Source organism: Clostridium sp. Marseille-P299, from assembly GCF_900078195.1.
GTDB lineage: Bacteria > Bacillota > Clostridia > Lachnospirales > Lachnospiraceae > Lachnoclostridium.
On record NZ_FJVE01000007.1, the window covers coordinates 1,220,468 to 1,240,432 of the forward strand.

At 33.0% G+C, this 19,965-nt stretch carries 18 protein-coding genes; 12 read left to right on the forward strand and 6 right to left on the reverse strand.

Going from position 1 to position 19,965, the window contains the following annotated elements:
- Positions 1-10 precede the first annotated feature (10 nt).
- The 6 genes from BN4220_RS13300 to BN4220_RS13325 all read right to left on the reverse strand — a co-directional run bounded on the left by BN4220_RS13300 (position 11) and on the right by BN4220_RS13325 (position 4,753).
- Positions 11-424 carry an EamA family transporter gene (locus BN4220_RS13300; protein WP_066720959.1) on the reverse strand — a complete coding sequence of 138 codons (414 nt, stop codon included), beginning with the start codon at positions 422-424 and terminating at the stop codon, positions 11-13.
- Positions 425-461: 37 nt separating this feature from the next.
- A complete protein-coding gene (locus BN4220_RS13305; protein ID WP_066717190.1) occupies positions 462-905 on the reverse strand; it encodes a DUF3021 family protein in 444 nt (147 codons plus the stop codon).
- 45 nt (positions 906-950) lie between these two features.
- Positions 951-1,388 (reverse strand): LytTR family DNA-binding domain-containing protein, encoded by a 438-nt coding sequence (locus BN4220_RS13310; protein WP_066717192.1) that lies wholly within the window; start codon positions 1,386-1,388, stop codon positions 951-953.
- A gap of 27 nt (positions 1,389-1,415) precedes the next feature.
- Positions 1,416-2,303, reverse strand: a complete 888-nt coding sequence (locus BN4220_RS13315; protein WP_066717195.1) for an ABC transporter permease — start codon at positions 2,301-2,303, stop codon at positions 1,416-1,418.
- A complete protein-coding gene (locus BN4220_RS13320) occupies positions 2,254-3,231 on the reverse strand; it encodes an ABC transporter ATP-binding protein (RefSeq protein WP_082812308.1) in 978 nt (325 codons plus the stop codon). The genes BN4220_RS13315 and BN4220_RS13320 overlap by 50 nt, the downstream gene beginning before the upstream one ends.
- Before the next feature lie 295 nt (positions 3,232-3,526).
- Positions 3,527-4,753 (reverse strand): argininosuccinate synthase, encoded by a 1,227-nt coding sequence (locus BN4220_RS13325; protein ID WP_197467939.1) that lies wholly within the window; start codon positions 4,751-4,753, stop codon positions 3,527-3,529.
- Positions 4,754-5,350: 597 nt separating this feature from the next.
- On the opposite strand from BN4220_RS13325, the gene BN4220_RS13330 reads away from it, so the two are divergent.
- The 12 genes from BN4220_RS13330 (at position 5,351) to BN4220_RS13385 (ending at position 19,838) form a co-directional block, all read left to right on the forward strand.
- Positions 5,351-6,013, forward strand: coding sequence for a phosphatase PAP2 family protein (locus tag BN4220_RS13330; protein ID WP_066717201.1), 663 nt, complete (start codon positions 5,351-5,353; stop codon positions 6,011-6,013).
- Between the two features lie 499 nt (positions 6,014-6,512).
- Positions 6,513-7,112, forward strand: a complete 600-nt coding sequence (locus BN4220_RS13335) for a Maf family protein (protein WP_066717204.1) — start codon at positions 6,513-6,515, stop codon at positions 7,110-7,112.
- A 155-nt stretch (positions 7,113-7,267) separates the two neighbouring features.
- Positions 7,268-8,308 (forward strand): N-acetyl-gamma-glutamyl-phosphate reductase, encoded by a 1,041-nt coding sequence (gene argC / locus BN4220_RS13340; protein ID WP_066717207.1) that lies wholly within the window; start codon positions 7,268-7,270, stop codon positions 8,306-8,308.
- 92 nt (positions 8,309-8,400) lie between these two features.
- Positions 8,401-9,621: a bifunctional ornithine acetyltransferase/N-acetylglutamate synthase gene (argJ, locus tag BN4220_RS13345; RefSeq protein WP_066717210.1), complete on the forward strand. Its 1,221-nt coding sequence runs from the start codon at positions 8,401-8,403 to the stop codon at positions 9,619-9,621.
- Between the two features lie 55 nt (positions 9,622-9,676).
- On the forward strand, positions 9,677-10,597 hold the full coding sequence (argB, locus tag BN4220_RS13350) for an acetylglutamate kinase (protein ID WP_066717213.1): 921 nt from the start codon (positions 9,677-9,679) through the stop codon (positions 10,595-10,597).
- 136 nt (positions 10,598-10,733) lie between these two features.
- Positions 10,734-11,915, forward strand: coding sequence for an aspartate aminotransferase family protein (locus tag BN4220_RS13355; protein ID WP_066717216.1), 1,182 nt, complete (start codon positions 10,734-10,736; stop codon positions 11,913-11,915).
- Positions 11,916-12,560: 645 nt separating this feature from the next.
- Positions 12,561-12,995 (forward strand): DMT family transporter, encoded by a 435-nt coding sequence (locus BN4220_RS13360; protein ID WP_066717219.1) that lies wholly within the window; start codon positions 12,561-12,563, stop codon positions 12,993-12,995.
- Positions 12,996-13,178: 183 nt separating this feature from the next.
- Complete coding sequence (locus BN4220_RS13365; protein WP_066717221.1) at positions 13,179-13,883, forward strand: helix-hairpin-helix domain-containing protein; 705 nt, start codon at positions 13,179-13,181, stop codon at positions 13,881-13,883.
- Positions 13,884-13,927: 44 nt separating this feature from the next.
- Positions 13,928-14,614, forward strand: a complete 687-nt coding sequence (locus BN4220_RS13370) for a response regulator transcription factor (RefSeq protein WP_066717224.1) — start codon at positions 13,928-13,930, stop codon at positions 14,612-14,614.
- A 125-nt stretch (positions 14,615-14,739) separates the two neighbouring features.
- On the forward strand, positions 14,740-16,137 hold the full coding sequence (locus BN4220_RS13375) for a sensor histidine kinase (protein ID WP_066717226.1): 1,398 nt from the start codon (positions 14,740-14,742) through the stop codon (positions 16,135-16,137).
- A gap of 14 nt (positions 16,138-16,151) precedes the next feature.
- Complete coding sequence (locus BN4220_RS13380) at positions 16,152-17,066, forward strand: GerMN domain-containing protein (protein WP_066717229.1); 915 nt, start codon at positions 16,152-16,154, stop codon at positions 17,064-17,066.
- A 183-nt stretch (positions 17,067-17,249) separates the two neighbouring features.
- The gene (locus tag BN4220_RS13385; protein ID WP_066717233.1) at positions 17,250-19,838 is read left to right on the forward strand and encodes a DNA internalization-related competence protein ComEC/Rec2; all 2,589 of its coding nucleotides are present in this window, start codon (positions 17,250-17,252) and stop codon (positions 19,836-19,838) included.
- The last annotated feature ends 127 nt before the right edge of the window (positions 19,839-19,965 follow it).

The window sequence follows — 19,965 nt, forward strand, 5'->3', positions numbered from 1 at the left end:
CATTACTTACTTATAATATTAAAATAAAAGTACCAATCGTGATAAAAAGTCCACCAACTAATGTTTGTACTGTAAACGCTTCCTTTAGAATGAAAAAGGCTAAAACCATAGTAATAACAACACTAAATTTGTCAATTGGTACAACTTTAGAGGCATCACCAATTTGTAAGGCTTTAAAGTAGAATAACCACGAAAGACCAGTGGATATACCAGAGAGGATTAGAAAAATCCAACCCCTTGCTTTGATATCAGAGATACCATGTTGAGCACCTGTAATGTAAACAATGCCCCAAGCCATAACTAGCACAACGATAGTACGAATTGCTGTTGCTAAATTTGAATTAATCCCCTTCATACCTAATTTTGCTAAAATCGAGGTTAGTGCCGCAAAAAATGCAGATCCCAATGCGAATAATATCCACATATGTGTCGCTCCTTTCTTAAATAACATTGTGCACCTCCTAATCTAGTTCATTAATATCGTTTTTTTGTAGCTCTTGAATTCGTTGATTAATTTGATCTGCTGTTTTAATATCATAACGATAAAGAATAACACAAACGCCAATGTAAACAACAACGACCATGAGAATAAAAACGGTGACCTCCATTATGCTATCTATATGAACCCAGTCAAATTTCCATGCACAAATTAATTGAGATGCTAATAGTAAAATAAAATGAACACATTGACGTATTAGCATTCCATGCTTGGAAAATGGTGTTTTTGAATAAAATACTATACTTAAAATAGAAGCTATAAAAGAGATGATAATAATTTGCCATAATATTGATACCGTAAGTGTTGCATCTTTATAAAAGATTGATATGTATATCGCAGCAGCAAATAAAATACAAGTGCAAACTAAAAAAAATGTTCTTGTAACTAATTTTATAATTTCTTTCATATTAAGTTGCTCCAATCTGCCTTAAAAAGATTTATATAGGCGAATTTATAATCCTAATTTTTTCTTTAACTCAGGGACATATTGTCTTGAAATAATAACTTTTTCACCGTTTTTTAGTGTGGTTTCCAAACGACCATTAAACGCAGTAGAAACATGAGCAATTTTTGATATATTTAGGATTATAGATTTTGAAGCTCGAAAAAAATTAGTATTCGTATACAATTTTTCAATTTCATACAGCTTTTGTTTTGATTCAAATACCGCATCCTTACAATAAATAAAAACCTTATTTTCAACAGCTTCAAAATAAAATATTTGACTAGGATCAATAAAATGTGTATTTCCGTTTAAGATACCAATTAGCTTTTTGTCATACATCTTTAATCCATAGATAAGATTTAACAAGCGTTCATCTAATTCTTTACACCGAATAATGATTTGATCTTCCTCGTTAGAGGATGGTTCCTCTATTATAATTTTCATAATGAATACCTCGATGAATGGTTTATACTATCGATCACTGCCATTTTTTTTACTCAGAACAAATGCCGATAAAACTATGCATAGTATAGCACAAATTATAAGAAAAGAACACTGGTGAATAAAACTTATCTGTCCATGCCCTAGGTTTATAGTAATTCCCATAGTATCAGAATATTCATCCCTAAGTGTGTCCGGAGCACCTTGAAAGAGATGAAATAAAGAAGTACTTGTATAGAAACTTCGTATTAAAGAAGCACCGTGTAAAAAAGGTAGAAAGGCTAAAAGTTTTTGTATGGAAGTAGCCAAAGCTCCAAACGGAAGATAAATTGCAGCTAAAAAACCAATTAACGTACCTAAAATAATATTAAGTGCAGAAAAACTGCTGGCTGTTTTTATAAAGCTAACAAAAAAGAACATGATACTAGCATTGCAAAATACATTTAAAATGATGATTAAAATTACTTTTATTAAGGCTTGAATATTTAATATTTCATTTCCAGTAAAAAAGATATATAGCTGCGATAAGAATAGCGTAAAAATACTCATAAAAACACCTGTAAAAAAAGCAGAAAAGATATAACCAAGTGTTAGATTTATTCTTTTTACAGGAGATGTAGAGAAAGCTTTCATACGCTTTTGCTCTTCATCCTCAATCATTACCCCAATAACAGCTAAAGGAACTGTAAGCGTGGAAGTATATATGATTCCAGCAAGGACCCATGTGTTTACGAAGTATCTAGCTTCTTCCTCTAAATTCGGGTATTGAGAGACGATAGTATCCACATTCATTTTACCTAAAAAAATGACGTTTAAAAGAATAATGATGAGGATTGTAAGCATAGAAAAAAAGACAGTAGTGCGATCTCTAAAATAAAGTTTCATATTTCGTTTCGTTAACATTTGAACTGTTTTCATTGTAACCTCCATTTTTATACTCATAATTTGTATTATAAGTCAATGTTAAAAATGCATCCTCCATAGTCCCTTGCAGGACTTCATATGCTTGAATGTGATTTTCTAAAGCTTGTAATAAAGGAATGGATACTAAAGTATTTGGCAGTTGAACAGTAATACAATTCGTATCTATGTTTGCACGAAAACCAAATGTATTTACAATTTCTAAAACAGTAGCAGTCTCATTTGTATGAAGGCGTAATTTATCAAAAGAATATTTTTCCTTTAAGGTAAAAGGAGAGGCATCTGCAACGATTTTTCCATGATCAATTACAACGATATGTTCAGCTTTTGCAGCTTCTTCCATATTATGAGTGGTTAAAAAAATTGTCATACCAAGCTCATTTTTTAGGTATGAGATTTGATCCCAAACAAGACTTCTTGTTCTAGGGTCAAGCCCTGTTGTTGGTTCGTCTAGAAATAAGATTTCTGGTTGATGTAGTAAAGCTCTAGCAATTTCACAACGTCTTTTTTGACCACCAGATAATTTTTTATATCTTTTCTTTAAAAGGTCTGATAACTCGAGAAGTTCGCATACGTTTGAAAGCCGCTTTTTTATAAGATTTGAATCACTACTATAAAGATAAGATCGATATAATAAATTTTCTTTCACGCTTAACCTATCATCTAGGGAGTTTTCTTGAAACACAACACCGATGTGTTTGCGAATTTTATCTTTTTGTGCATTTAAATCAAGACCACAGATACTTGCGGAACCTAAGGTCATCGGATAAAGTGTGCACAGAATATTAATTGTAGTTGACTTACCCGCACCATTTACGCCTAAGAATCCAAAGAGTTCTCCTTTTTTTACATGAAAGCTAATATCATTTACAGCATAATTTTCTTTAAATTGCTTAACCATATGATGAACTTGTATTGCGTCCATATAACACCTCTTTCTAAAACTAGCATTTTGATAAAATATTATGTTGAAAATATACATAATCATTTTAAATTATGCAAGAACACGAGTTATAAGTGGAAGAAGATACGTGGTAAGTTACAATATAACTATGATAAGTTGCATGAGGGTAGGTGACAAAGCAAAAAAAACTGTCACACATGGAGCATACGAAAGATATGATACCTGCTAAGTAGACAGGTTAAATATCAAATGGTATGTGCATGTGCGACAGTTTTAAATAATATTATTAATGTTTTATTAGGTTTTCTATCTTAAATTACTTGTTGTTTTTCTCAGCCTCAGCCATTTTCATAGCACGAACCTTTAAGGATAAACCAAAAAGATTGATGAAGCCTTCTGCATCATGGTGATCGTATAAATCACCTGTAGTAAAGGATGCAATACTTTCATTGTATAAAGAGTAAGGAGAAGTAGTGCCTTGTTTTATAATGTTACCTTTATAAAGCTTTAATTTTACTTCGCCAGTTACATATTCTTGTGTAACATCAACAAATGCTTGAAATGCTTCACGAAGTGGTGTAAACCATTTTCCTTCATAAACAACGTCTGCAAATTTATTGCCAATTTCCTTTTTGCAAGTAAGGGTTGCACGGTCAAGAATTAATTCCTCTAATGCAGTATGAGCTTCCATTAAAATAGTTCCGCCAGGGGTTTCATAAACACCACGAGATTTCATACCAACCACACGGTTTTCAACGATATCAACAATACCAACACCATGCTTACCACCAAGTGTATTAAGCTCTGTGATGATATCAGAAGCTTTCATTTTCTTACCATTTAATGCAACAGGGATTCCTTTTTCAAATGTTAAGGATAGTGTTTCTGCTTCATCAGGTGCCTTTTCAGGAGAAACCCCAAGTACTAATAAATGATCATAATTAGGTGCATTGGCTGGATCTTCAAGTTCTAAACCTTCATGACTGATATGCCATAAGTTGCGATCACGGCTGTAGCTGTGGCTTGCATCGAATGGTAAATCAATTCCATGAGCCTTGCAATATTCGATTTCATCTTCACGAGATTGCATTTTCCAAGTTTCGTTGCATCTCCATGGAGCAATAATCTTTAATTCAGGAGCAAGGGCTTTAATACCTAACTCAAAGCGTACCTGATCATTACCTTTACCAGTAGCACCATGACAAATCGCAACAGCGCCTTCTTTTTTAGCAACTTCAACTAATTTCTTAGCGATAACAGGACGAGCCATAGATGTACCTAATAAGTATTTATTTTCATAAACAGCGCCAGCTTTCACACATGGCATTACATATTCATCCACGAATTCATCAGTAATATGTTCTATGTACAATTTTGATGCGCCAGATAATTTAGCGCGTTCTTCCAAACCATCTAATTCATTTCCTTGACCAACATCGATGCAGCAGCAAATAACTTCATAATCATAATTTTCTTTTAACCATGGAATAATTGCAGTAGTATCAAGACCACCGGAGTAAGCGAGAATTACTTTTTCTTTCATTATAATAAGCCTCCTAGATAAAATTTTTCATTTATTTTTAATTAATATGTATATAAATACAGAAGTTTTAAATAAATATACATCATTATTAAAATTTATGCAAGCCCTTTTTCGTTTTTATTTTTATTTTATTATGATTAAGATTTATATTTTATTAAGAGTAGGATTTATATGTATAAGTATTATATGTCGGAATAATTAAATAAATATAAGAATTATAGAGATTGAAGCTTAATCTTTATAGTGATTGAATATATGGTATCTATTTTGCAAACATTCAGTAATAGCCAAAAAGTAAAAATAAAATAAATTAATATAAAAATATGGTAAATTATGTTAACTTTTATTTATTTATGTTATATTATAGATGATAGGAAGAAAAGTAATAGAAAAGAAAAGTTGTAGAGAAGTAAATTGAATGAAAAGTAAATTGAATGAAAAGTGAATTGAAAGAAAAGTAAATTGAAAGAAAAGTGAATGAAAGTTAAAGTGCAAGAAATGTAGATTGAAAGAAAAGTGAATGAAAGTTAAAGTACAAGAAATTTAAAGCGAAAGAATAGTAAAATGAAGAAACGTAAATAAAGAGAGGAAAAATACATGAGAGAAATTATTAAAAAATACAAGCATGCATGGGTATTACTCTATTTTTTTATTTATTTAATTTGGTTTTTTTATCTAAATCAAATAAGTGCAGATAGTTTTCATCCCATCGAAGTTCCCCTTGATGCGAGTATCCCATTTATTGAAGCCTTTATCATACCGTATTATATTTGGTTTGCCTACATACCTATTGTCATACTTTATTTCTTTTTAAATTCAAAGAAGGAATTTTATCAATGCACCGCATTTTTATTTATTGGTATGACAATTTGTCTTATTATTTATTCAGTTTATCCCAATGGAGTTTATTTTAGACCGGATTTAGATAGCCTTGGCAGAGATAATATTTTTATTAAAATGACTCGACTTATATATAATGTTGATCCAGGTACAAATGTGTGCCCAAGTATACATAGTTTCAATTCCATTGGTGTCTACATTGCATTACATAAAAGCGAAAAAATGAAAGCCCATAAATGGATAAGAATAGGAGCATTTCTTTTATCGGTATCCATTTGCTTATCGACTGTTTTTGTAAAACAACATTCCATATTTGATGTATATATGGCGATTCTTTTAGCGGCTGTTATGTATGTTATTGTTTATGTACCTGATTATAAAAAAGTGTGGTTGAAAGTAAAGCAAGTATTTTCTAAGTGAGCCAAAAACAATAGATAAATAATACTTTTAATAAATAGGTATCGCATAATGAAATAGGTATCGCATAATAAAATAGGTATCGAATAATGTAATATGGATCTGATAATGAAATAGGTATCTAATTATGAGATAGGTATTCAATAATGAGATAGGTATTCAATAATGAGATAGGTATTCAATAATGAGATAGCTATTCAATAATGAAATGGGTATCTAATAATGAAATAGATATTAAAAATAAAATAGGCATCTAGTATGAATGAGTGTAAGATGGTGGTCTCCAGATAATTTGGAGCCACCTTTTTTCTATATTTACAAGAAAAAAGCATTGTGCTAGAATACCAAACAGCACATTTGGAAAAAATGTGAAGAATAAAAGCTTAGAATAAAGGTTTAAAATAAAACTTAAAATAAAAGCTTAAATAAATGAAAATTTAAATTAAGAAAAGAATGAATAAAAAAGATAAATATTCATTCTTTTAAAAACAGGAGGATAATTATGTATCAAATTATATTAGCATCAGGATCACCAAGAAGAAAAGAAATTTTAGAACAGGTAGGAGTTAGCTTTACGATAAAGGTAAGTGATAAAGAAGAACCAATGGATCAAACAAATCCAGAATTACTTGTAAAAGAATTATCCATGATGAAAGCCAAAGACGTTGCAGCTAGCATTTTGGCACCAGCGATTATTATTGGAGCAGATACTGTAGTGGCTTTAGATGGAGTAATATTTGGTAAGCCAAAGAATAAAGAACATGCAAAAGAAATGCTGAAAAAAATGCAAAATAATACACATAAAGTGTATACCGGTGTATGTATTTTAATTAAAGAAGAGGATGGAACTACCCGTGAAATATCATTTGCCCAAGCCTCTAAAGTTATGGTTGCACCATTAAATGAATCACAGATTGAAGCTTATATAGATACGAACGAACCTATGGATAAAGCAGGAGCTTATGCAATTCAGGGCAAGTTTGCTCCTTATATTTTAGGAATCGAGGGAGATTACTATAATATCGTTGGTTTGCCAATCTCTGCAATTTATCAAAACCTTTATAAAAACGGTATCGATTTATTTACTAGAAAAAATATTTAAAAAAGTACTTGAATAAAATTACATTAGGATGTATAATTATGAAAATTTCAATAACCCATAAATTTACCAAGTAAATGTTTGTATGTTTACTTGGTAAAGAAAAAAGACAGTAATCATTAACAGAATGAAGAATGGATTACTAGAAAGAGGTGTATATGATTAAAGTTGGAATTATAGGTTCGACTGGTTATGCAGGCCAAGAACTCGTTCGATTACTGGTACAACACAAAGAAGCCGAAATTGTATGGTTTGGCTCAAAGAGTTATATCGATAAAAAGTATTCGGACGTATTTCACAATATGTTTCAGATTGTTGATGCAACATGCATGGATGACAATATGGACGAATTAAGTAATCAAGTAGATGTTATTTTTACTGCGACGCCACAGGGTTTATGTGCATCCCTAATGAATGAAACTATTTTATCAAAAGTAAAAGTGATTGATTTAAGTGCGGATTACCGAATTAAAGATGTTAATACATATGAGTCATGGTATGGAATTAAGCATGCAAGCCCTAATTACATAAGTGAGGCCGTTTATGGTCTTTGTGAAATAAATCGTGAAGAGATAAAAAAAGCTAGACTCATAGCTAATCCAGGATGTTATCCAACCTGCTCAATCCTTTCTATTTATCCATTGATAAAAGAAGGCTTGATTGATCCACAAAGTATTATAATTGATGCAAAATCAGGGACATCGGGTGCAGGAAGAGGCGCAAAAGTTGATAACTTATATTGTGAAGTAAACGAAAATATCAAAGCATATGGTGTTACGACACATCGACATACACCTGAAATAGAAGAACAGCTAGCTATCGCAGCTGGTGAAAAAATAGCATTAAATTTTACTCCTCATTTAGTACCAATGAACCGAGGAATTCTAGTAACAGCTTACGCAAATCTGAAAGAAAAAGTTTCTTATGAGGAAGTAAAAGCAGTTTATGATAAGTACTATAAAAATGAATATTTCGTAAGAGTTCTTGAAAAAGGCATTTCACCAGAAACAAGATGGGTGGAAGGTAGCAATTTCGTAGATGTTAACTTTCAAATTGATGCTAGAACAAATCGCATTATTATGATGGGTGCGATGGATAATCTAGTAAAAGGAGCAGCAGGTCAGGCAATTCAGAACATGAATCTTATGTTTGGTTTGTCAGAGGATGAGGGATTAAAACTTGTTCCAATGTTTCCTTAGAGATAAAAAATATAAAAATGCAATGTAAGAGTTCATTACGGACCTTTATCATAATGTGTAAGCCGAATTTAAGCGGCAGAATGTGAGGTATTATGGAGATAATAAATGGTGGAGTAACAGCAGCAAGTGGTTTTTTAGCAGCTGGTGTATATGCAGGAATTAAGAAGAAAAGAAAAGATATGGCACTGGTTTATTCTACTGTTCCAGCAGTGGCGGCTGGAACATTTACAACCAACGTTGTAAAAGCAGCACCTGTAAAATGGGATATGAAACTTTTAAAGGAAAATAAGAAAATCCAAGCTGTCGTATTAAATAGTGGAGTAGCCAATGCCTGTACTGGCAGTGTAGGTGATGAAAACAATGAAAAAATGGCAAAGGCTGTAGCAGAAGCTCTAAACATACCAGCGGATACTGTTTTAACCGCGTCCACGGGTGTCATCGGGAAACAACTACCAATCGATGTAATCTGTGAAGGTGCAAAATTGCTACAGGCGGAACTTTCCGATACAAGAGAAGCAGGTTTGTTAGCAGCAGAAGCAATTATGACGACTGATACCATTTCAAAAGAAGCAGCGGTAAGCTTTATGATAGGAGATAAAAAAGTAACTGTTGGTGGAATGAGTAAGGGTTCTGGTATGATTCATCCAAACATGGCAACGATGCTTGGCGTTGTTACTACGGATATTGCTATTAGCAAAGAACTTTTACAAGAAGCTATAAGTGAAGATGTAAAAGAAACCTTTAATATGATTTCCATTGACCGTGATACTTCAACCAACGATTCCTTAATGGTATTAGCAAATGGTCTTGCAGGAAATACTTTAATAACGGAAAAAGGCGCTGATTACGATAACTTTGTGAAAGCTCTAAACTACGTAACGAAAACATTAGCTAAGATGATGGCTGGTGATGGTGAAGGAGCAACAAAATTATTAGAAGTTACCGTAAAAGGTGCAAGTACAAAAGAGCAAGCGACAATTTTAAGCAAATCCATTATAACATCAAATCTAGTAAAAACTGCGGTGTTTGGAAATGACGCAAACTGGGGACGAATCCTATGTGCCATGGGATATGCGGGAGTAGAATTTGATCCAGAAGCAGTTGATTTATATATTGAAAGTGAAGAAGGCAAGTTAAAACTCGTTGAAAATGGAATGGCTACCGATTATTCCGAAGAAATAGCTACTAAAATATTATCTGCAAAAGAAGTAACTGCAATTGCAGACATCAAGATGGGAAATGAAAGTGCAACTGCATGGGGATGTGACTTTACCTATGATTATGTAAAAATTAATGCAGACTATCGTTCTTAGAAAATATCGTATTTAACATGATTGTAAGATAGGAGTATAGCTGTAGTAAGACAGCATGGAGGATAACATGGAGCATATGGAACAAAGTTTACTAAAGGCCCAGATATTAATTGAAGCATTGCCGTACATACAAAAATTTAATCATAAAAAAGTAGTAGTAAAATATGGTGGAAGTGCGATGCTTGATCCAGAATTACAAATGAATGTTATTAAAGATGTAGCACTCTTAAAACTAGTAGGAATGCAACCAATCATTGTACACGGTGGCGGAAAAGAAATCAGCAAGTGGGTAGAACTTCTTGGTCATGAATCCAAATTTGTTGAAGGCTTACGAGTAACCGATGAAACAACAATGGAAGTAGCAGAAATGGTGCTTGGCAAGGTGAATAAGCATCTTGTACAAATGGTAGAGCAACTAGGTGTAAAGGCGGCTGGTATTAGCGGAAAAGACGGGGCTACACTACGAGTTGAGAAAAAATTAGCCAATGGTCAAGACATCGGATTCGTTGGAAATATTATTGATGTAAATACAGACTTAATCGATACATTAATCGAAAACGATTTTATCCCTGTAATAGCACCAATCGGTTTAGATAAGGATTTCCAGGCTTATAACATAAACGCAGACGATGCAGCCTGCGCAATTGCAAGAGCAGTAGGAGCAGAAAAATTGGCATTTCTAACGGATATCGAAGGGGTATACAAAGATCCCAGCGATAAAGAATCTTTAATCTCTGTTTTAACTCTTGAAAAAGCAGAAGAGTTAATAGGTGACGGTTTTATTGGCGGTGGAATGCTACCTAAATTAAAAAATTGCATAGATGCAGTATTAAATGGAGTATCAAGAGTACATATTTTAGATGGAAGAATGGAGCATTGTTTGCTACTTGAGTTCTTTACCAACAAAGGAATTGGAACTGCAATCATCAATGATGAATCGATTTTATTTGAGCACGAAAATGAACCAATTAATTAATGTATTATTCTGTTTCAAAGTACGGATTCTAGCGAAAGTTAAGAAGCAGTTAAACAGCAGTTATTGTGTAGAATGAAATTAATCTAGAAAGGAGTGTATTGATGTATTTCAAGTAGATACATCATACAAGGCTAAGATGGAACAATTGGAACTGATCAAAGCAGCAGAAGAACATTTGATGCATACATATAATCGTTATCAGATTGTACTTGACCATGGAGAAGGCGTTTATCTTTATGATATAAATGGAAATAAATACTTAGATTTTGGTGCTGGAATAGCAGTGTTTGCCCTCGGATATGGAAATAAAGAATATAACGATGCATTAAAAGGACAAATCGATAAATTATTACATACATCGAACTACTTTTATAACGAACCAGCAATAAATGCAGCAACAAAATTTTTAGCAGCATCTAAAATGGACCGAGTATTTTTCACAAGTAGTGGTACAGAAGCGATTGAGGGTGCACTAAAACTTGCAAGAAAATACTACTATAAGAAACATGGAGTAGCAGATAGCGAAATCATCTCTATGAATCATTCTTTTCATGGAAGAAGCATGGGTGCCTTATCAGTAACAGGAACTAAAAAATACAGAGAAGCATTCGAACCCTTAATCGGTGGAACCGTGTTTGCAGAATACAATAATCTAGAGGACGTAAAATCAAAGATATCAAATAAAACAGCAGCCATAATCATGGAAACAGTACAAGGTGAAGGAGGACTTTATCCTGCCAATGCATCCTTTATAACCGATATAAGAAAATTATGTGATGAAAAAGGAATTCTCCTAATCCTAGACGAAATACAATGTGGCATGGGAAGATGCGGAACCATGTTTGCCTATGAACAATACGGAATAAAGCCAGATATTATGACAAGTGCCAAAGCCCTTGGCTGTGGAGTCCCAGTAGGAGCTTTTGCAGCAACCAATACGGTAGCAGAAGCATTTGAACCAGGAGATCATGGAACAACCTATGGTGGAAATCCATTTGTATGTGCAGCAATAAATAAAGTCTTTGAAATATATGAAAAAGAACAAGTTCTTGCAAACGTAAACGAAGTAGGAACCTATTTAGTAACTGAGCTAGATAAACTCGTACAAAAATACGATTGTATCAAAGAACGACGTGGACTTGGCCTAATGCAAGGACTTGAATTCACAAAACCTGTAAAAGATATCATAGAAAATGCCATGAAACATAATCTCATTGTATTCTCAGCAGGTACCAATGTAATACGATTTGTACCACCTCTTATTATTACAAAACAACATGTAGATGAAATGATAACAATCTTAAAAGAGTGCATTTAATCCACTGCTGTTAACCTCCCTCCCCTCCAAGCTCATAAGTTTGGAGGGGAGTATTTCTATAATACAAAAAGTTTACTATACCCTTGTCATGTAATTTGCGCATATCATTTAAGAGTAATTCGGAAAATGTTTTTATTAATGGCTAAAAAATATTAAGCTAAAAAGGAAAATCAATCATATAACTTCATAATCCTCAAGGCAACGCATTATCTTTTATCTTTCCATTTAAGTCCTCGAGTAAAAAACTTCCATTTTGAGACGCCATATAAATGTCAACAACTAACAAACTATTTATGTGTTAAAAGAAGTGCCATATCTAATAAGTTATGTGAAACCGTCGCTGGCAAATTGGAGAAAACAGAAAGAACGAATGCGCCTATGGAAATGCATTAGAAGTCCTTTTCTCTGAGCTTTTTGTGTTATAGCATCAAACAGATTTGTTTGAGCGATGAGCGAGTTATCTGTTTGATGCTATGCTTAACACAAAAAGCTCAGAGAATTAGGACTTCTTATGCATTGGAATCGAAGCATGAGTCTTTCTGTTTTCTCCAATTTGCCTCCACAGCACAAATTTGGTATAGAACCCAGTTCTTCGGCAAAACTATAAAATAAACATAAGTTGAAGAATTGAAAGGTGGATTAAACATGATGGGATGGATTATAGCACTGATATCTGGTGCTTTGATGAGTATACAAGGAGTATTTAATACAGGGGTAACGAAGCAGACAAGTGTATGGGTGGCATCCTCATTTGTACAGTTTACGGCATTAATCGTATGTTTGATCGCATGGTTTGTTACAGGAAAAGAAGGAACCTTTGGGTCATTGTTTCGAATCGATGGGAAATATATGTTGCTTGGAGGAGCAATCGGAGCATTTATTACGTTTACAGTGATACAAAGTGTTACTAGTTTAGGACCTGCAAAAGCAGCGATGTTAATAGTTACGTCACAATTAGTAATTGCCTATGTAATAGAACTCTTTGGGTTATTTGGAATGGAAAAGGCTTCCTTTGAATGGAGAAAAGCGATCGGTCTGGTTATAACAATTGTTGGAATAATTATTTTTAAGTGGGAGTAAAGAAATAACGGATAGATAAAATGCAATTCTGCAGTTCACAAATACTTAAAAAATTTAATAGGATTGTAAGGAATATTTGACTTTTAACTCTTGTAATCAACGTATGAATTAGGTACAATATTAATAGACGTGTATTGAGGGTACATGCATTAGGGTCATCTTATACAAATTAAAGGTGATTTTATGAAAGATAAGAAAATATGGAAATATTTTGTACTTGGTGTATTTGTCGTTATTATAGGTATATTTTATTATAAAAATAATGTTAAAGACACGACGGAAGAAGCATCTGCGCTCTTTTTTGAAAAAACAGCAGATGTTAATACTGTTTTAGCTGAACAAGCCATGGGTTTAGGCAATGAAGAAAAATCGCAACAAACCGATGTTGATTCAGAGGTCGAAACAAAAGATGAAATCATGTATATCCATGTTTGTGGTGCAGTTATCGATCCAGGTGTATATGAACTAACAGTTGGTAGCCGAGTAATTGATGCAGTTACGTTTGCTGGTGGATTTAAGGAAAACGCAGCAATGGATGCGATAAATCAAGCACAAAAACTAACGGATGGTGTAAGATTATATATTCCCACGTTAGAAGACATAGAGAATACTAATATAATACAGGATGAATATCCAGTAGTTACAGGAAATCCAGATAACGTATCCTCTAGTGGAGATAAAACTTTAGATGGGAAAGTTAACATTAATACAGCGGACAAAAATACATTAATGAACTTACCAGGGATTGGTGAATCAAAAGCACAAAGTATCATAACTTATCGAGAGAAGAATGGTGCATTTAAGACCATTAGCGATATACAAAAGATAAGCGGGATTAAAGAAGCTGTATTTAATAAAATCAAGGATTATATCACTGTGACAGAGTAGAATCTGTATGTACTTATACAACCGATTAGAAAGAGGTGGATTCATTGAGCAAGAAAGTATTTGTTGTTGATGATGAAAAATTGATAGTAAAAGGAATCCGTTTTTCATTGGAACAGGATGGAATGGAAGTTGATTGTGCTTATGATGGGGAAGAAGCGGTGGCAGCAGCTAAGTCGAAAGAATATGATGTTGTATTATTAGACGTCATGTTACCAAAACTAACTGGGTTTGAAGTGTGCCAACAAATAAGAGAGTTTTCGAACATGCCAATCATCATGTTAACGGCCAAAGGCGATGATATGGATAAAATTCTTGGTCTAGAATATGGGGCAGATGATTATATTACGAAGCCATTTAATATTTTAGAGGTAAAAGCAAGAATTAAAGCTATTATGCGAAGAAATGGTCGAAAAGCGAATGAGAATGAATCCAAGACGATAACCTATGGAGATATGCAGATCGATAGCGAAGGACGTAGAGCATTTATAGCAGGTAAGGAAGTTAATCTTACTGCGAAGGAGTTTGATGTACTAGAGCTTCTTATTCTTAATCCAAATAAGGTTTATAGTAGAGAGAATTTGCTCAATATAGTTTGGGGATATGACTATCCAGGGGATGTTCGAACCGTGGATGTGCACATTCGTCGCTTACGTGAGAAAATTGAGGATAATCCAAGTGAACCAAAATATGTACATACAAAATGGGGCGTTGGATATTATTTTAAAAATTAGAATCACTTATCAGATTGCTTCGGAATCATAAGCGTATGTTTATAATTTTGGAGCAATTTTTCTGATTAAAGATAAGCTTGGAGGTGTGGGAGATTCTCGTTAAGGTAAAACAAAAGTTAAAATTTATGACAAGTATGCGATTTCACGTTTTTATAGCGCTAATATGTATTGGGATGATTCCTGCAATAGGCGCTGGGTGGATTGTAAAGAGCTCTTATATTGAAGAGAGCATTTCATTAAAGATTTCAGATGCACAAAACTACGCATCTAGACTTGCAAATCAGATTATTTATAGTGGCTACTTAACAAATTCAAGTGGTACCAATATTAATACAGAAACTAAATTAATTGCAAACATATACAATGGAAGAGTAATCATTGTTGATTCCAATCTTAAAGTTTTATCGGACACCTTTGAACGTGAGGTTGGCAAAGTACTGATTTCTGATGATGTTATAGAGTGTCTTCGTGGAAATAATCGAGTAAATAGGAATGAGCGTGGTAGGTTTGCAGAAATGACGATTCCTATTCAAGGAGATAATGAAAAAATAGTCGGAGTTATTATATTTAATATTTCATTGGAGAGAGAATTTCAAATTCTTTCCGCTCTTGACCAAAAGCTATCTATTATAATAACATTTATATTAATAGTTTTAGTTATTGCAGCATTTATGTATTCTAAAAGCTTGGTAAAACCACTAAAGGCTATTATTGCTTCCATCAATCATGTTACTGAAGGTTATATGGATGATGAAGTATCAATCAAAGGGTTTTATGAAATTGAACAAATATCCGATTCGTTTAATGCCATGCTTGGTAGAATAAAGACGTTAGAAGAGTCAAGACAAGAATTTGTTTCTAACGTATCCCATGAATTAAAAACACCAATCACCTCAATTAAAGTACTTGCAGACTCTTTGTTAATGCAAGAAGATGCACCAGTTGAGATTTATCGAGAATTTATGACTGACATCAACGATGAGATTGAGCGTGAGAATAAAATTATCAACGATTTACTTTCTTTAGTAAAGCTTGATAAAAAAACAGGCGAGATGCATATTGCAGAAGTCAACATTAATGAATTGCTAGAGATTATTTTAAAACGCTTAAAACCAATTGCGATGAAGCGAAATGTTGAATTAATATTTGAAAGTTTTCGTCCCGTATTAGCAGAAGTGGATGAAGTGAAATTGTCCTTAGCAATTTCTAATCTAATTGAAAATGCGATTAAATATAATGTAGATGATGGATGGGTTCGTGTTTCTTTAAATGCAGACCACAAGTATTTCTACATTAAAGTTTCCGATTCTGGAATTGGTATTCCTGAAAGTGCGATAAACAATATTTTTGATCGCTTTTATCGTGTAGATAAGGCAAGAACAAGACAAACTGGAGGCACTGGATTGGGATTATCGATTACTAAGAATGTTATTTTAATGCATAATGGTGCTGTAAAAGTTTACAGTAAAGAAAATGAGGGAACAACATTTACGATTCGAGTTCCTTTAAGTTATATAGCGTAGGAGATGGTGGAGTTATGAAGAAAAAATATGGTATTTTATTTTGTTTTCTTTTAATAGTGTTGACTGCCTGCTCCAAAAAGGCTAAAGAAGATATCAGTGAATATAAAATATATTATGTAAATAAAGCAGCAAACAAAGTTGTTAGTGAAAGCTTTGAACCCGAAACCAAAGGTAATAAGGATGATATGGTCAAAGAATTTATATCAGCGTTAACTTTGGAACCTAAGAACGACAATTATGAGAGAGCATTACCAGCAGATGTCGAAATTTTAGGATATAGTTATGGGGAAGCAGATCAGCTAATTCTTGATTTTTCAGCTACCTATCCAACATCATTAACTGGAATAAGGGAAATACTAGCTAGAGCTGCGATTGTTAAGACCTTATGCCAAATTGAAGGTATCGAGTTTGTAGAATTTAATGTAATGGGCAAATCTTTAACTTTAGGTGAAATGACGATTAGTATGATGAAAGCATCCGACTTTGTTGAAACAACTGGAGTCACTCAAAATGCTTATGTCACCTTATATTTCTCAAATAAGGAAGGAAATGCATTGATTGAATCCCGAAGAGAGGTTGATTATGACAGTGTGATTTCTGTAGAGCAGTTAATCATAAATCAGTTAATTGCTGGGCCTGTGGAGCGAGAGTATGGTATGATCCCAACGCTAAATCCTGAAACGAAATTAAATTCAGTCACTACGAAAGATGGAATTTGTTATGTTGATTTTAATGAAAAGTTTCTAGAAAATTTAAATGGAGTTTCTGAGAAAGTAACAATTTATTCTGTTGTAAATTCTCTTGTTGAATTAACCAATGTGAATAAAGTGCAAATATTAATTAATAACAAAATAGTTAAGTTGTATAAAACGGAAGAACTTGATGAATTATTTGATCGTAACTTAGATATTATCGAAGGTGAGAAATAATTCAGTTGTTAATATCATGGAATACCATAGCAGGTGCTTTTTTATTAAAGGTGCATGTTATGGTATTTGATAATTAACATTCTATTTTCTATATTCTATTTTCTGTAATCTATTCTTTTAGTATCAGTTCTATATTTTTATATAAAATTCTAGATATAATAAAATAACAAATAAGGAGGAATTATGAAACGACCATTGGTATGGATTATGGCCGCGTATGTACTAGGAATTATCAGCTATAAATATAAAATAGTTGCATTCATTCCACTAATAGCCCTTAGTTATACATTGCTATTTCTTTTCTTTCGCTGTGAATTTTGGAAATTAAAAAAGGAAAAATATCTTTCTTTCATTCTATTATTACTCCCCTTTCTTTTTCTATTAGGCAACCTTCGCATGAACAATCAGCTGCAACCATCGCAAATCGAGACTGTAGTAGATAAAAAAATGAAAGCAACGATGATTGGATCCGTTGATCAAATTCAATGTTATGAAACCAGCAATGCAATTGTGTTAAAAAATGTCAAAATTCTATTAGAAACGTCAAATGACATATACAACTGTAAGAAGGCAATTGTATATGTATCTAATGAAACCTCCATTCAATATGGTAATATTCTATCAATTCAGGGAAGTATCTACCCACTTACGCGAGCAAGCAATCAAGGACAATTCGATCAATATTTGTTTTATAAAGCAAAAGATATAAGTATCAGAGCTTATGCAACAGAAATCAAAGTGTTAGATGATAAAAAAGATAACATTAAGCAGACACTTTATGAGGTCAAAGAAAGATTTAAAACCTCTTATGAGACTATGTTACCGAAAAAAGAAGCAGGTGTATTAACGGCTATGTTACTAGGTGATAAAGCACTTCTTGGCGAAGATATTCAAGAAACATATCAGGAGAATGGAATTTCTCACATCATTTCTATTTCAGGATTACATATGTCCTTCTTTGGATTAACTATCTATCATTTACTTCGCAAGTTAAAATGCAGACTGGTAACTGCGACCATGGTAGTCTTTGTTTTATTAATTCTATATGGAGTATTAACGAATAATAGCGTATCAGCAAATCGAGCCATATGGATGTTGATTTTATTACTCTTAGCTACGATTTTAGGTAAAACTTATGATGTTTTATCAGCCCTTTCATTTAGTGCACTAATTACGTTGTTACAATCACCCATGCAAGTTTTTCACGTCAGTTTTTTATTATCCTATGGAGCAATGATTGGTATTGCAGTGATTTATCAGGTGTTTCGCTCCAGTGGGCTAATTAGCAAGAAGCCAATCTTAAAAGGTATAACAGAAGGTTTATTTTTAAGTATAAGCGCTCAGATTATAACATTTCCTATCATAACTTATTTCTTTTATGAATTCTCTAGTTATTCTATAGTCATCAATTTGTTTGTTGTTCCCTTATTATCTATTTTATTCCCGATGGCTGTTCTTGGAGGGATAATTTCTTTAATTAGTTTACCAATTGCAAATATATGTATTGGTTCTTCTTATTATATTTTAATTTTTTATGAAAAACTGTGTACGTTTGCGCAGCAATTGCCGTATCATCTGTATTTATTTGGGCAGCCAAGTATGTTTCAAATGTTATTCTTTTATTTTCTTGTTCTTGTTATTGGCATTTTGAGTATTAAATTTCAAAAAAAGAGGATAGCATTATTGTTTTTGTTATGCCCATTGTTGTTTTTTATAAGAAAATCAGAGTTCCAGATTACAATGTTAGATGTTGGGCAAGGGGAGTGCATCGTAATTCAAAATGAAAATGGAAATGTCTATATGATTGATGGTGGAAGTACAGATATCAAAGGTGTTGGTGAAAAACGTATCATACCGTATTTAAAATCTCTTGGAGTAAATCGCATCAAATGTGCCTTTTTAACCCATTCAGACGCAGATCATATCAATGGGGTAATGGAAATTTTAACTGCAATGGAAGATGATTTAGAAAGTGATATGAAAGGTGATATAAAAGGTGATATAAAAGGTGATATAAAAGGTAACAAATCTAGTTATAGTGGAGATATCTTTATAGAATCCATTTGTTTGCCGGAGTTATCTGATTATAATGACAAATATAAGGAAATCGTTGAGTTATCCAATAGTAAAGGTGTTGAGGTACGATTTTATAAGAATAGAGAAGGAATGGTTGATGGACGATTGAAACTTTTATGCTTAGCACCAGAAGAGGAGTTAGACCTTTCTGATACGAATTCACATTCCCTAGTATTTTGGCTTAGGTATGGCGAGTTTGATGCATTGTTTACTGGTGATATCGATGCAGCAGGGGAGCTGCGAGTTATGAAGAACCTTCAGGAGTTAGAGATGGTTGGAGGAGTAGGGAAGAGAGAAAAGTTAGTGGTGATAGAAGAGTTAGAGAAGACAGAAGAGGTAGGAAATATAGAAGAATTAGGTAAGACAGAAGGGTTAAAGAAGGCAGAAACCTTAGAAAAGGCAGAAGAGTTGCTAGAAGATTATTTGCTTGATAAAGGGGGTTTTGAGTTATTAAAAATTAGCCATCATGGGTCAAAATATTCTTCTAATATAGAGTTTTTATCTTATCTTGTACCAGTGCATTCAATTATTTCTAGTGGTAAGTATAATACATATGGACATCCACACAAGGAAGCGATTGATTCCTTGAATGAGGTTTCAACTAGTATTCATCAAACGAGTTTAGATGGGGCAATCACAATTTATAGTGATGGAGCTTATATGAGAATTAGACACTATTTTAAAAGAGAGGAATGAGTTTAGTTAAATAGAATTAAATAAAAAATAATGATATAATAGGTAGACTTGTAAAGGAATAGATATAAAACTTAATGAATGGAACGTAAGTGTTAAATTATCAATAAAATCAATACAAAACTTGATG